We start from the raw sequence: 14669 nt of genomic DNA, 5'->3' as shown, positions 1-14669 counted from the left end.
CGTGCCGGGGCAGGCGACGCCGGGCGGGCCGAGGGTGCCGGGGCAGGCGACGCCGGGCGGGCCGAGGGTGCCGGGGCAGGCGACGCCGGGCGGGCCGAGGGTGCCGGGGCAGGCGACGGCGACGCTGGGCGGGCCGAGGGTGCGCCCGTAGAATTCGACCACCATGGTTACATCGACGGACTCCCCGCGTCAGCGGCTGCGGGACACGATCGTGGACGCCGCCCGCGCGCGGACCGTCGCCGCCGGGTGGGACGCGGTCCGGATGGGCGGAGTGGCCACCACGGCCGGGGTGAGCCGACAGACCGTCTACAACGAGTTCGGTAGCAAGGCGGGCCTCGCCGAAGCGCTCGCCCGCGCCGAGGTGGATCGGTTCGTCGGCGACGTTCGCGACGCGCTGCTCGCACACGGCTCCGACGTACGGACCGGCGCGTACGCCGCCATCGCGCACACCCTCACCACAGCGGCGGACAACCCGCTGGTCAAGGCGATCCTGACCAGCGGCCGGGGTGGGTCAGACGAGCTACTGCCGTACCTCACCACCCGTGCTGAGGTGGTCCTCACCGAGGCGTCCGGCGCGCTGATCGACTGGGCCGGCGACCACCTGCCCGGGGCGGACCAGGCCGCGCTGGCCTTCGCCGCCGACACCATCGTCCGCCTGGTGGTGAGCCACATCGTGCTCCCCCGCGAACCGATCGAGCAGACCGCGACGGCCCTCGCCGACCTTGCCGTACGCCTCTTCAGCGCCGCCGCCCGCCCAGCCTCCTGACCCCCGCGCCGCGCGCCCGCCCGCGCCGCGCGCCCGCCCGCGCCCGCGCGTTGACCACGCCCCCGGCGCCCGCGCCACGCGCCAGGCGCCACGCGCCAAGATCACGCTTGATCCTGGATGTAGTGGCATCCCCGAGCGCCGAGGCCACTACATCCTGGATCGAGCGCGATCTTGCGCGCCGCACACGCCGTGGATCGGGCACCGCCGACCCGGCACACCCAGCCCCGGCACACCCGAACCCGGCACACCCGACCTGACACCGGCCCGACGCGCACGGTCCGGCTCGTCCGGGGTGGCGTGGCGTTCGCGGGGGTCAGCGGATGACGCGGCCGCGGAGGATCGTGCGGGACGGGGCGCGGACGACGCGCAGGTCGCGACGGGGGTCTTCGGGGTAGACGGTCAGGTCGGCGAGGCCGCCTTCGACCAGCCCCGGGAAGCCGAGCCATTCGCGGGCGCCCCAGGAGGCGGCGGCGAGTACGTCGGTGGGCGCCATGCCGGCCCGTTCGTGCAGCAGCAGCATCTCCTCGGCGGCCAGCCCATGGTCGATGCCGCCGCCGGCGTCGGTGCCCACGTAGATCGGCACTCCCGCCTCGTGCGCGGCACGCACCACCTCGGGGAAGCCGTCGCGCAGCGCGAGCATGTGCTCGGCGTACCCGGGGAATTTGCCCCGCGCCTGCTCGGCGATGCCCCCGAAGGTGGCAATGTTGATCATTGTGGGGACCAGCGCGGTGCCCTGGCGGGCCATCTCGTCGATCAGGTCGAGGCTGAGCCCGGTGCCGTGCTCCACCGAGTCGACGCCGGCCCGCACCATGATCTCGACGGCCGATTCGGAGAAGGTGTGCACCGCGGCGCGTACCCCGGCATTGTGCGCGGCCTGGACGGCGGCGGTGAGGGTGTCCGCGTCCCAGGCCGGAGCGAGGTCACCCACGCCCCGGTCTATCCAGTCGCCGACCAGCTTGACCCAGCCGTTGCCGGCCCGCGCCTGGGCGGCCACCGTGGCGGCCACGTCGGTGGCGTCGACCTCCACGCCGATGTCGCGCAGGTAGCGCTTCGGCGGGGCGACATGCTGGCCCGCGCGGGCCAGTCGCGGTAGGTCCGGCTCGTCGTCGAGTTCCGGGTACGGGTACGGCGAGCCGGCGTCCCGGATCGCCAGCACCCCGGCGTCCCGGTCGACGTGGGCCAACTCGCGTGCCTGGTCGAGGGAGTTGATCGGGGCGCCACCTCGGGCGATGCCGATGTGGCAGTGCGCGTCGACCAGCCCGGGCAGGACGAAGCCGCCGTCGACGACGGTCTCCGCGCCGGGCACCGGGGTGAAGGTCACCCGGTCCCCGACCAGCCAGAGATCCCGGACCTCGTCGTCGGGGAGCAGCACACCGCGCACATGAAGAGCCATGCACACAGTCCTACCCGATCACTCCCCGTCGAGGACGAGCAGGTCGTTCTCGCGGGAGGTCAGCGCCGCCCGGCCCACCGGGACCTGCCGGGCAAGGATGACCTCGCCCGCGGTCACCGACACACCTCAGCGGGGGCGGTTGTCGCCGCCCTTGCCGAGCTTGTTGAAGTCGATCTTCGGGAGCTTGAAGCCGGGCGGCAGGCCCTGACCGCCAGCGAGATCGTTCGGGTCCATCCCCGGCGGGAGCTGCGGCATGCCACCCGGGAAGCCGGCGGGCATCCCGGCGCCGGCGCCGGTACGCGGACGACCGCCGCCCTTGGTGCCCTTGCGCTTGTTCTTCGGCGACTTGGTCGCCTTGCGGCGGCCACCACCGGGCAGGCCCATCATGCCGCCCATCTGCTTCATCATCTTCTGCGCGTCGGCGAAGCGGTTGAGCAGCTGGTTGACGTCCATCACTGTGACTCCGGAGCCGTTGGCGATGCGCGCCCGGCGGGAGCCGTTGATGATCTTCGGGTTGGTCCGCTCACCCGGGGTCATCGACCGGATGATCGCGGTGACCCGGTCGAAGTGGCTGTCGTCCAGGTCGGCGAGCTGGTCCTTCATCTGCCCCATGCCGGGCATCATGGCCAGCACGTTGGCGATCGGGCCCATCCGCCGCACCGCGATGAGCTGGTCGAGGAAGTCGTCGAGGGTGAACTGCTCACCGCCCATCAGCTTGGCGGTCATCTTCTCCTTCTGATCGGAGTCGAAGGCCTGCTCGGCCTGCTCGATCAGAGTGAGGACGTCGCCCATGCCGAGGATCCGGCTGGCCATCCGGTCGGGGTGGAAGACGTCGAAGTCCTCCAGCTTCTCACCGGTGGAGGCGAACAGGATCGGCTGCCCGGTGACCTCACGAACCGACAGCGCGGCACCACCGCGGGCGTCGCCGTCGAGCTTGGAGAGCACCACACCGGTGATGCCGACGCCGTCACGGAACGCCTCGGCGGTGCGGACGGCGTCCTGCCCGACCATCGCGTCGATGACGAAGATGACCTCGTCCGGCGAGACGGCGTCGCGGATGTCCGCGGCCTGCTGCATCATCTCGGCGTCGATGCCCAGCCGGCCGGCGGTGTCGACGATGACGATGTCGCGAGCGGCGCGCTTCGCGTGCTCGATCGACGCGCGGGCCACCTGCACCGGGTCACCGGTGCCGTTGCCGGGCTCCGGGGCGTACACCTCGACACCGGCCCGGCCACCGAGCACCTGGAGCTGCCCGACGGCGTTGGGGCGCTGGAGGTCGGCGGCGACCAGCAACGGCTGGTGCCCCTGGCCCTTGAGCCAGCGGGCCAGCTTGCCGGCGAGGGTCGTCTTACCGGAACCCTGGAGGCCGGCCAGCATGATCACCGTGGGCGGCTGCTTGGCGAACTGGAGCCGTCGCCCCTCACCGCCGAGCACGTTGATCAGCTCTTCGTTGACGATCTTGATGATCTGCTGGGCCGGGTTCAGCGCCTGCGAGACCTCGGAGCTGCGGGCGCGCTCCTTGACTGCCGCGATGAAGCCCTTGACCACCGGCAGCGCGACGTCCGCCTCCAGCAGCGCGAGGCGGATCTCGCGCGCGGTGGCGTCGATGTCGGCGTCGGTGAGCCGCCCCTTGCCGCGGAGCTTGGTGAAGATCCCGGACAGGCGGTCACTCAAGGTGTCAAACACGCGAACATCCCGTTTGTCAGTGTTCCGGCGGGCACAACGCGGCCGGCACTGCGGAGTCCGGCCACCGCTAGGGTAACCGCCCGACCGCAGGGCCGCTGTCGCCCGGCCCGGGCCTCACCCCGACACCAACCCCGACTGGTACGCGAACACGACGAGCTGGGCCCGATCCCGGGCTCCCAGCTTGCCCATCGCCCGGCTGACGTGGGTCCGCGCGGTCGCCGGGCTGACCACCAACCGTGCGGCGATCTCCTCGTTGTTCAGGCCCTCACCGACCAGGCCGACGACCTGACGCTCCCGGTCGGTCAGGGTGTCCAGCCGGGGGTGCGGACGAAGCACCCGGGACGGCCGGGTGGCGAACTCCCGCACCACCCGACGGGTCACCGACGGCGACAGCAGCGCCTCCCCCTCGGCGACCAGCCGGATCGCGCGCAGCAGCTCGGCCGGCCTGGTGTCCTTGGTGAGGAACCCGCTCGCACCGTGCCGCAGCGCGTCGAAGACGTACTCGTCCAGCTCGAATGTGGTGAGCACCACCACCCGCGTACCGGTCAGGTCGGGATCGGCCACGATACGACGGGTCGCCTCGATGCCGTCGATACCGGGCATCCGAATGTCCATCAGCACCACGTCCGGCCGTTCCCGACGGGCCAACTCGACCGCACGCAGCCCGTCGGACGCCTCGCCGGCCAGCGCCAGGTCGTCCTCGCTCTCCACGAGCGCGCGCAGTCCGAGCCGGACCAGGTCCTGGTCGTCGGCGATCAGCACCCGGATCACGTGGCCGACTCCACGGGCAGCCCGGCGTACACCCGGAACCCGCCTCCGGCACGCGGCCCGGTGGTCAACCGCCCGCCCAGCGCCGCGACCCGCTCGCGCATCCCGGCCAGACCGTGACCGCCAGCGTCGTCGATCGGAGCTTCCCCCGCGCCCACCCCCCGGTCGGTGACCTCGACGGTCAGCTCGTCGGCGCGGTAGTCCACGGTCACCTCCGCGCTCGCCACCCCCGCGTGACGCAGCACGTTCGTCAACGCCTCCTGCACCACCCGGTACGCGGCGAGATCCACCGCGGCCGGCAACTCCCGGGGGTCACCGACCACGCGCACCTCGACCGCGAGCCCCGCCCCGGCGAGCCGGTCCCGCAGCGCGGGGAGCCGGGCCAGGCCGGGTACCGGCTCGCGCTCGGCACCCCGCCGCACCGCGCCCAGGGTGACCCGCAGCTCGTCCAACGCCTCGCGGCTGGTCCGGCTGATCGCGGTGAGGGCCACTTCCGCCTGCTCCGGCCGCTTCGGCAGCAGGTGCAGGGCGATCTCCGCCTGCATGCTGATCGCGGCAAGCCCGTGCCCCACCACGTCATGCACCTCCTGCGCGATGCGCAGCCGCTCCTCGTCGGCCTGCCGTCGCGCCTGTTCGGCACGGCTGCGAGCCTCTTCGGCACGGGTACGCGCGCCCGCCTCACGACTCACCCGTACCACCACCCCTACCGCGAACGGTACGACCACCCAGGCCGACGCGGGCAGCGCTCCCGTCCAACCCGCCGCCGGCCCCCGGCCGAAGAAGACGTGCGCCGACAACAGGACAAACGCGCCACCGGTGGCGAGCGCCGCCGGGCGTACCGGCAGCCAGACGGCCACCGTGTACACCGCGACCAGGAACGCGATCAGGATCGGCCCGTACGGGTAGCCGAACAGCATGTACGTCGAGGTGGCCACTGTGACCACGGCGAGGGTGACGACCGGGGCGCGCCGCCGGACCAGCAGGGCGAGCGCGGCGACGGCGATCAGCACCCGACACACGGCATCCACCGGCCTCGACCCCGGCTGGTTGTCCCCGGCCAGACCGGTAGCGAGCAGCCCGAACCCGAGCAGCACCAGGGCGAGCACGGCATCCGCCGCCATCTCCGGCCACCGCCACTGCCCACCTCGCCGCATGGCCGTCATTCTGCCCGCGCCGACGCCACTAGACGTGCGTCCACGAGCGGCACCGCCCCTACGCCCCCCGACGTACCCGCCGCCCCGCCGTTGCGCCCCGCCCGCTGATCCGCGCCCCGCCCGCCGTTCTGCGCACGGATCGAACGGCAACCTTGGCCGGGATGGCAGCCGCAGGTCAGACGGCGGCGAGGACCGCGGCCTCCAGGCGGGCCCGGGTGGCGTCGTCCGGCCAACCGCCGACCAGGTAGAAGGCGTCGACCACGTCGGCGCCGAGGGTGGAGATGCGGGCCGCGCGGACCAGGGCGCCGGCCTCGTCGAGCGCGCAGGCCACCCGGTAGAGCAACCCGGCGGCGTCGGCGGCGCGAAGTTCCAGCAGTACGGCGTCGGTGGCCGCCTCGCGGTGCCAGACCACCCGGGGAGCCGCGCCGCCGCCACGGCTGGCGAGCGCACGGCCGCGCAGCCGTTGGGTGACCGACACGTCGCCGGCGACCGCCCGGCGCAGGTCGGCGCGAAGCGGGACCGGGTCCGGCGGGAGGCCGTAGCGGGGCTGTACCCGGCACTCGACCAGGGCCCGGCCGTCGACGGCGGAGGCGTCCGCGGAGATCACCTCCAGCCGGTGCAGCGCCAGGCAGCCGGCCACCGTGGCGAGCAGACCCCGGCGGTCCGCCGCGGCGACCGACACCCGGTCGCCGGTCAGGTGGACGACCGGCAATGGCCCGGCCAGCAGTTCCGGGTCCGGGGCGGGCGGCTCGGGGAGTACACCGGTGTCGAGCGCGGTACGAACCCGGGAGACCAGCTCGGCGACGAGTCGTCCCTTCCAGTCGGACCAGGCCGCCGGCCCGGTCGCCGCCGCGTCGGCGCGGACCAACGCGTGCAGCAGGTCGAGGGTGCCGGTGTCACCGACCGCCTCGGCCACCGAGGCGATGGTGACCGGATCGCTCAGGTCCCGACGGGTGGCCACGTCGGGCAGCAGCAGGTGCAGCCGGACCAGCTTGCCGATCAGCTCGACCTCCGGGGCGGGCAGACCGGCCCTGCTGGCCACCGCCTGGGCAACCGGCACACCGACGGTGCTGTGGTCACCGGGGAGGCCCTTGCCGATGTCGTGCAGGAGTGCGCCGAGGAGCAGCAGGTCGGGGCGTTCCACCTCGCGGGCGTGCCGGCTGGCCTCGTGCGCGGTCTGCACGAGGTGCCGGTCGAGGGTGAAGCGGTGCACCGGGTTGTGCTGCGGCAGGCTGCGCAGCCGGGTCCACTCGGGCAGCCAGCCGTCGACCAGCCCGTACCGGTCGCAGGTCTCCCAGGCCGGCACCAGGCCGGCACCGGCGCCGAGCAGGGTGATCAGCGCGGCCCGGGCCTCTGCCGGCCAGGGGGCGGGCAGAGGCGGGCAGTACGCCGCCAGCCACTCGCAGGTGGCCCGCGCGATGGGGATTCGGGTCGTGGCAGACGCGGCGGCCACCCGCAGCGAGAGGCTCGGGTCGGGGCGTGCGCCGATCGCCGTGCGGGCGAGCACCAACTCGCCGTCGTGTTCGACCACGTCGCGGGCGACCGGCCGGCGGGCCGGGCGACCGTTCCCGCCCCGGGAGCGGCCGGAGCGCAGCCGGTCGGCGGCTCGGAAGGCGTCGTCCAGGGCGTGGCTGACAGTGCGGGCGTCACCGGCGACCCGCCGCAGCAGCGCGTCGCCGTCCTCCAGGTCGAGCAGGGTGGCCACTCCGTCACGTTCCTGGGCGACGAGCCGGTCGACCCGCCGGCCGACCTGCTGGTGCAGCGCGTCGCGGGTGTCCAACAAACGCAGATGGGCGGCGCGTACGGCGGGACGCAGCGCGTCGGTGATGCCGGCGGCGGAGATCGCCCGCAACAGGCCCACGTCGCGCAGACCGCCGGCGGCCTCCTTCAGGTCGCCCTCCAGTAGAAACGCCAACTCGCCGTGGGCCTGCCAGCGGGCTTCGGTGACCTCCCGCAGGCCGGGCAGGTGCCGGACGGCGGTACGCCGCCAGTGATCGGCGGCGGTGCGGATCAGCGCGTCGGCCAGCGTCTGGTCCCCCACGACCAGCCGGGCGTCCAGCAGCCCGAGGGCGACCTTGACGTCGTCCTGCGCCACCGAGAGCGCCTCGGCGACGGTGCGGACGGAATGGTCGAGCCGCAGCCCCGCGTCCCAGATCGGGTACCAGACCGAGGCGGCCAGTTCGTCAGTGCCGGGCACCCCGGCGTGCACCAGCACCAGGTCGAGGTCGCCGTACGGGGCGCACTGCCGCCGCCCCAACCCCCCGACGGCCAGCAGCGCCACCCCGTCCCGGGCCGGCAGCAACCTTCGCAGGAACGAGTCGTAGGCGGCAGCCCGCCCCCGCCGCGCCGCTTCCCCGATCCCCCCGGGAACGCCGACGACCTCGTTGATCAAGATGTTCGCGTCGCCGTGATCGGCGGGTCCTGACGCGTTCTTCTTGATCAACGAGGTCATGTCAGTCGCGGTCAGAGGGCGTCGAGGCCGCGTTCGCCGGTACGCACCCGGACGACCTCTTCGACACCGGTGACCCAGACCTTGCCGTCACCGATCTTGCCCGTGCGGGCCGCCCCGACGATGGCGTCCACCACCTTGTCGACGTCGATCTCGTCGGTGAGCACCTCTACCCGGATCTTGGGCAGGAACTCGACCGTGTACTCGGCACCCCGGTAGACCTCGGTGTGCCCCTTCTGCCGTCCGTACCCCTGAACCTCGCTGACGGTCAGCCCGGCCACCCCGAGGGCGTGCAGGGCCTCCTTCACCGCGTCCAGCTGGTACGGCTTGATGACCGCGGTCACCAGCTTCATGTCCAACCCCTCCATCCCAGGAACGTTAACCGGCGACCTTTTCGCTGACCGGCTCGGCGACGTCCGCCTCCGGCTTGGCAGCGCTCGTCGTGCCGCCACCGGGGGTGCCGATGCCAGCCATCGCGAACGCGCTGCCCGTGCCACCGCCAGCCGGGGACAGGTCGTAGCTGCTCTCGGCGTGCTCGGCGATGTCGATGCCCTCGACCTCCGCCTCGCCCTTGACGCGGAAGCCGATCGTCTTCTCGATGACGAAGGCGAGCACCCAGGCGATGCCGAACGACCAGGCGGTGACGATCAGGCCGGCGAGGGCCTGCCGCCCGAGCTGGGTCGCGCCGCCGCCGTAGAAGAGACCGTCGGAGGCGCCCACCACGTCGGTGATCGCGGCGTTGACCGAGTTGGTGGCGAAGAGGCCGAGCCAGAGCGAGCCGATCCAACCACCGACGAAGTGCACGCCGACCACGTCGAGCGAGTCGTCGTAGCCGAGCTTGTACTTGAGGCTGACGGCGAGCGCGCACACCGCGCCGGCGACGATGCCGAGCAGGACGGACGCCCACGGGGCGATGAAGCCACAGGCCGGGGTGATGGCGACCAGACCGGCGACGGCGCCGGACGAGGCACCGACCATCGTCGGCTTACGGGTCTTGACCCACTCGACCGCGATCCAGCCGAGCACCGCCGCCGCCGTGGCGAGCTGGGTGTTGATGAAGGCGAGGCCGGCGACCGAGTCGACGGTCAGCTCCGAGCCGGCGTTGAACCCGAACCAGCCGAACCACAGCAGACCCGCGCCGAGCGCGACCAGCGGGATGTTGTGCGGCTTCATGCCCTCCCGCGGCCAACCGAGCCGCTTACCGAGGACCAGGGCGACGGCCAGGGCCGCCGCACCGGCGTTGATGTGCACAGCGGTGCCACCGGCGAAGTCCAGCGCGTGGATGTCGCCGCCGATGATGCCGCCGCCCCACACCCAGTGGGCGACCGGGAAGTAGACCAGGGTGGCCCAGCCGAAGGCGAACAGCAGCCAGCCGGCGAACTTGGCCCGGTCGGCGATGGCACCGCTGATCAGCGCGACGGTGATCACCGCGAAGACCATCTGGAAGGCCATGAACACGTAGAGCGGGACCCCGATGCCGCTGGGGTTCTCTGCCGTGGCACCCCACAGGTCGGTCTCGGCGAGGAAGGTCTTGGTGCCGAGGTACGCGCCCGGGTCACCCCAGAAGCCGTTCACGTCGGCCCCGAAGGCGACGCTGAAACCGTAGAACCACCACAGAATAGAGATGAGCCCGATAGCGGAGAAGCTCATCATCATCATGTTGAGTACGCCCTTGGCCCGGTTGAGGCCGCCGTAGAACAGCGCCAGTCCGGGGGTCATGAGCAGCACGAGCGCGGTCGAAACCAGCAGCCAAGTGGTATTGGCGCCGTCGATCGTCGGTGCTTCAGGCACGCTGGCCTCCTAAAGGTGAAGTCCTCCTTCGCGGCTTTCCGGGGCAGCGTCGCCCGTAGGCCGGTTGCGCGGAAGCTTCGCGGCCGGCTGTTTCACTTTGGGTCCCGTGCGGGTTTCCGTTTCGTGACGGGTTGTTTCGGACGTGTCACCAAGTCCGCACAGTCAGCAGCATGGACGATTGTGGATCGACCGGACGGCGAACGTCGATGGCCAACCGGTCAGCGGCATCGACCGGTGCGCTTGGCGGGACCGGCCGAGCATCGACCGACAGGCACTCAGCGGAGGGCGTTCTCCAGAGCGTGCCGCTCGTAGTCGAGCAGCCGCAGATCGCGCATCGGCCGACGCAGGTGGCCCTTGTGCACGATCCGGACGAACGCCGGCTCACCGGCGGCGGCCATCCGGCGGATGCCCTCGACGTGATCCACGATCCGTTTGCGGATGGTCCGGATCAACCGGTGCCGGTCCCGGGGGATCAGCCCGTACGCGTCGGCGAAGAGCCGGAGGCGGCGCGGCCGGTCCGGGTGCTTCCAGCCCAGCGTGATCGAGTCACGGTCCGCAAAGATCGGCACCCAGGTCCAGGCCGCGTACGCCACGTCGTAGATCCGCGCTCCGGGCGAGGCGAGATCGAAGTCGATCAGCCCGAGGGTGCCGTCCGGACGCCAGATCACGTTGTGCGGCGCGGCGTCGTGGTGGCAGATCACCTCGGTGTCCGGTGGTGGGGGCCCGAACGAGCGCCAGACCGCCGCCTGCGGAGGGGTGAAGCCGTACTGCGCGTCGTGGAACATCCGCAGCATGGTGGCGACGGTGACCAGTGCCTCGTCGGTCACCCAGTGCGGGGCGAGCGGATATTCTCCGCACTCCCCCTCCAGGTACGACAGCACCTCACGGTTGCGCTCGTCCATCCCGAGCGCCCGGGGGGCGCCGGTGAACCCCACGTACTCCAGGTGGCGCAGCAGCGCGTGCACGGACGGGGTCCACGGACCGGCGTTGCGCCGGACCGTGTCACCCACGCGGACAACGGTGCTCACGTTGCCGCCGTGCAGCGGGATCTCCTGCGAAGTCACGTACGGTCTCCCGAGGCGCTGCGAAGGATGGCCGGAGTCGCGCCAGCCCGCGTACGCGCGATCGTCAGTGGTCACCCGAGACTACGCGTCCCGGCCGGTGGCCTCGGTCCCCAGCAACGCGTCGACGAACTGCGCCGGGTCGAACGGGGCCAGGTCGTCCTTGCCTTCGCCGAGGCCGACCAACTTCACGGGAATGCCGAGCTTGCGCTGCACGGCGATCACGATGCCGCCCTTCGCGGTGCCGTCGAGCTTGGTCAAAACCACACCTGTCACGTTGACCACGTCGGTGAAGACCCGGGCCTGCTCCAGGCCGTTCTGCCCGGTGGTGGCGTCCAGGATGAGCAGTGTCTCGTCGATCGGGCCCTGCTTCTCCACCACGCGCTTGACCTTGCCCAGCTCGTCCATCAGACCGACCTTGTTCTGCAGTCGGCCGGCGGTGTCGATGAGCACGGTGTCCACGCCGGTGTCGATGCCGCGCTTGACGGCGTCGAAGGCGACGCTGGCCGGGTCGGCGGCCTCGGGCCCCCGGACGGTCTCCGCGCCGACGCGCGAGCCCCAGGTCTCGAGCTGGTCGGCCGCGGCGGCCCGGAAGGTGTCCGCCGCACCGAGCAGCACGCTGCGACCGTCGGCCACCAGCACCCGGGCGATCTTGCCGCAGGTGGTGGTCTTGCCGGCGCCGTTGACACCGACGACCAGGACCACCGCCGGCACGCCGTCCTTGGGGGCGGTCCGCAACGAGCGGTCCAGGCTCGGGTCGAGCGCGTTGACCAGCTCGGCGGCGAGCAGTGCCCGCAGCTCGGAGGCGGAGCGGGTGCCGAGCACCCGGGTGCGCTCGCGGAGCCGGTCGACGATGTCGCGGGTGGCGTCGACGCCGACGTCGGCGGTGATCAGGCTGTCCTCGATCTCCTCCCAGACGTCCTCGTCGAGGTGGTCACGGGCGAGCAGGCCGAGCAGGCCCTTGCCGAACACGTTCTGTGAGCGGGACAGCCGCGAGCGGAGCCGGACCAGCCGCCCGGCGGTCGGTTCGGGGACCTCGACCTGCGGTTCGAGCACCGGCGGCGGCTCGACCAGGACGCCGGTGGACAGATCGGACTCCGGTGCCTCGACCGGCGGCCCGGCGAGATCCTCCTCGGCCCTGGTGTCGACCTCGGTGCGCGGCAGCGGGGGCGCGGGCCGCCGCCGCAATCGCGGCACGACCAGCCCGACTGTGCCGGCGATCAGCACACCGAGCAGGACCAGAGCGAGGACGAGATATTCGGCCATGCCGGAATCCTGTCAGATGCGGACGGCGGCGTCCCAGCCACCGCACCCCGAGCCGTGCCCGGCGCCTCAGCCACCGCTCCCGCGCGCGGTGCTCGGGGTCTCGGCACCGCACCCGGCCGGCGCCGGCGAACCGAGCGGTAGGCTCGGCCGCATGCCCGCCGCACACCTCCTCATCGGCCCACTTCTGCGGCGAGTGGTGGACACCAGGGCGACGATCTGGGTGGAGACGGCGGCGCCCGCCGTGGTCACCGTCCGCACCGCCAGCGGCGCCACCGGCACCGCGCCCACCTTCTCGGCGTACGACCACCACTACGCCCTCGTGGTGGTGGAGGGGCTCACTCCGGACAGCGAGACCACGTACGAGGTGCTGGTCGACGACGAGGTCGTCTGGCCGGTGCCGAGCAGCGGGTTCCCGCCGAGCGTGATCCGTACCCGGGCCGCCGACGATCGGGGCCAGCCGGTCAATCTGATCTTCGGCTCGTGCCGGGAGACCACCCAGCACGCCACCACCCGGAAGCTGCCACCTGACGCTCTGGACGCGTACGCCCGGCGGTTGATGGCCGACCCGGAGTCGAACCAGCTGCCCGACCTGCTGGTGCTGCTCGGTGACCAAGTCTACGCCGACGTGACCTCGCCCACCGTGCGCCGGCTGCTGCGGCGTCGGCGGCGGCGGCCGAAGGGCGCTCCGGCCGACCAGGTGGTGAGCTTCGACGAGTACACCAAGCTCTACCTGGAGTCCTGGCGTGATCCGGAGATCCGTTGGCTGCTCTCCACAGTGCCGAGCGTGATGATCTTCGACGATCACGAGATCATCGACGACTGGAACACCTCGGCGGCGTGGCGGGCCGAGGTGCGCGAGCAGCCGTGGTGGCAGGAGCGGATCGGCAGTGGGCTCGCCTCGTACTGGGTCTACCAGCACCTGGGCAACCTCTCCCCCGACGAGGTCGTCGCCGATCCGGTCTTCGCGAAGGTCGCCGCCGCCGAGGACGCCACGAGTGTGCTGCGCGAGTTCGGCCACCGGGTCGACCAGGAGTCCGACCTGGCGCACGACACCGAGCGCTGGCGCGCGGTGCAGTACCAGTGGAGCTACGCACTGGACCTGGGCCGGACCCGGTTGGTCATGCTGGACAACAGGTGCAGCCGGGTGCTCGAGTCCGACAGCCGGGCGATGCTGCCACCCGGCGAGTGGGCCTGGTTCCTCGACCAGGCGCACGGGGTCTACGACCACCTGGTGGTGGGCGCCTCGCTGCCCTGGCTGCTGCCGCAGGGCATCCACCACATCGAGTCGTGGAACGAGAAACTGGCGGACTCGCGTCGACCGTGGGTGGCGCGCGGGGCGGAGAAGCTGCGCCGCGCCCTGGACCTGGAGCACTGGGCGGCGTTCCGGCGATCCTTCGAGGCGCTCGCGGAGACGTTCGCCCGCATCGGCACCGGCACGCCGCAGCAGTCCGGCGCGCGAATCGGGGCCGGCCCGGCGTACGCCCCACCGGCGTCGATAAGCGTGCTCTCCGGTGACGTGCACCACTCGTACGTGGCGCAGGCCCGGTTCGCGGACCCGGCCGTGGTCACTCCGGTGCACCAGCTCACCTGTTCGCCGATCCACAACCAGGTGCCGGCGGGCATCCGGCCGCTGATGCGGCTGGGCTGGTCGCCCGGTCCGGCCGGGGCCACCCGGGCGCTGGCCCGCTCGGCGGGCGTACGCCGGCCGGGGGTGCGCTGGCGCAAGCTGGCCGGCCCCTACTTCGGTAACGCGGTCGCCACGCTGACCCATCAGGGGCGCGAGGCCGACGTGGTGATCGAGGGCACCACGAAGGACGGGCACCTACGCCCGGTGATGCGGCGTCGACTCTCCGACGGCGGCGTGCCGGCCGCGCCGTAGTCTCTACGCCGTGGACGAGCACCTGCCGGAGCCGATCCGGGCGGTCGAGCACGAGTTGACCGCTCTGCTGCGCCGTGGCCGGGCGGTCTCCTGGGAGATCGCCCGGGAGGTGCACCCGAACCTGGAGCCGAACACCTACGGGTTGTTGCTCTGGTTGCGCCGTAGCGGGTCGATCCGGTTGACCGAGTTGGCGGCGCGGCTGGGCGTGGGCAAGGGGACGCTGAGCCGGCAGATCAACGCGTTGGAGGTCCTCGGCCTGGTCCACCGCGATCCCGATCCGAGTGACCGGCGGGCGGCGCAGATCAGCCTCACCGACGAGGGGCAGCACCGGTTCGACGTGGCCCGCGCAGCCCGGCTGGGCGAGTTCCTGCGTGCCCTGGACGGTTGGCCGGAGCGGGACGTCGAGGAGTTCGCCCGGCTGCTCGGCCGCTTCAACGACTCCTGGCAGTAGCGGCC

12 protein-coding genes are annotated in these 14669 nt (G+C 72.3%); 3 read left to right on the top strand and 9 right to left on the bottom strand.

Annotation, left to right across the window (positions count from 1 at the left end; genetic code table 11):
* Positions 1-163 precede the first annotated feature (163 nt).
* Positions 164-766: a TetR family transcriptional regulator gene (locus tag ABZU74_RS16795; protein ID WP_355424156.1), complete on the top strand. Its 603-nt coding sequence runs from the start codon at positions 164-166 to the stop codon at positions 764-766.
* 313 nt (positions 767-1079) lie between these two features.
* On the opposite strand, the gene ABZU74_RS16790 is transcribed toward ABZU74_RS16795, so the two are convergent.
* The 9 genes from ABZU74_RS16790 to ftsY form a co-directional block, all read right to left on the bottom strand.
* Complete coding sequence (locus ABZU74_RS16790; RefSeq protein ID WP_355424154.1) at positions 1080-2159, bottom strand: amidohydrolase family protein; 1080 nt, start codon at positions 2157-2159, stop codon at positions 1080-1082.
* A 126-nt stretch (positions 2160-2285) separates the two neighbouring features.
* Entirely contained in the window at positions 2286-3845 is a 1560-nt protein-coding gene (ffh, locus tag ABZU74_RS16785; RefSeq protein ID WP_355424151.1) for a signal recognition particle protein, read from the bottom strand.
* Positions 3846-3959: 114 nt separating this feature from the next.
* A complete protein-coding gene (locus ABZU74_RS16780) occupies positions 3960-4616 on the bottom strand; it encodes a response regulator transcription factor (protein ID WP_210817357.1) in 657 nt (218 codons plus the stop codon).
* Positions 4613-5767, bottom strand: coding sequence for a sensor histidine kinase (locus ABZU74_RS16775; protein ID WP_355424148.1), 1155 nt, complete (start codon positions 5765-5767; stop codon positions 4613-4615). The genes ABZU74_RS16780 and ABZU74_RS16775 overlap by 4 nt, the downstream gene beginning before the upstream one ends.
* Before the next feature lie 175 nt (positions 5768-5942).
* Entirely contained in the window at positions 5943-8219 is a 2277-nt protein-coding gene (locus ABZU74_RS16770; protein ID WP_355424145.1) for a [protein-PII] uridylyltransferase, read from the bottom strand.
* An 11-nt stretch (positions 8220-8230) separates the two neighbouring features.
* On the bottom strand, positions 8231-8569 hold the full coding sequence (locus ABZU74_RS16765; RefSeq protein WP_172862163.1) for a P-II family nitrogen regulator: 339 nt from the start codon (positions 8567-8569) through the stop codon (positions 8231-8233).
* Positions 8570-8594: 25 nt separating this feature from the next.
* Complete coding sequence (locus ABZU74_RS16760) at positions 8595-10007, bottom strand: ammonium transporter (RefSeq protein WP_355424142.1); 1413 nt, start codon at positions 10005-10007, stop codon at positions 8595-8597.
* 275 nt (positions 10008-10282) lie between these two features.
* The gene (locus ABZU74_RS16755; RefSeq protein ID WP_355424139.1) at positions 10283-11146 is read right to left on the bottom strand and encodes an aminoglycoside phosphotransferase family protein; all 864 of its coding nucleotides are present in this window, start codon (positions 11144-11146) and stop codon (positions 10283-10285) included.
* A 6-nt stretch (positions 11147-11152) separates the two neighbouring features.
* A complete protein-coding gene (gene ftsY / locus ABZU74_RS16750) occupies positions 11153-12334 on the bottom strand; it encodes a signal recognition particle-docking protein FtsY (RefSeq protein ID WP_355424136.1) in 1182 nt (393 codons plus the stop codon).
* A 151-nt stretch (positions 12335-12485) separates the two neighbouring features.
* On the opposite strand from ftsY, the gene ABZU74_RS16745 reads away from it, so the two are divergent.
* Positions 12486-14213, top strand: coding sequence for an alkaline phosphatase D family protein (locus tag ABZU74_RS16745; protein ID WP_355424133.1), 1728 nt, complete (start codon positions 12486-12488; stop codon positions 14211-14213).
* Between the two features lie 10 nt (positions 14214-14223).
* Positions 14224-14664: a MarR family transcriptional regulator gene (locus ABZU74_RS16740; RefSeq protein WP_355424130.1), complete on the top strand. Its 441-nt coding sequence runs from the start codon at positions 14224-14226 to the stop codon at positions 14662-14664.
* Positions 14665-14669 lie beyond the last annotated feature (5 nt).

Origin of the sequence: Micromonospora sp. NPDC005171 (genome assembly GCF_040608575.1) — a bacterium.
Classification (GTDB): domain Bacteria; phylum Actinomycetota; class Actinomycetes; order Mycobacteriales; family Micromonosporaceae; genus Micromonospora.
The sequence above is the reverse complement of the archived record's forward strand: the minus strand, read 5'-3'. Positions and strand labels throughout refer to the sequence as shown.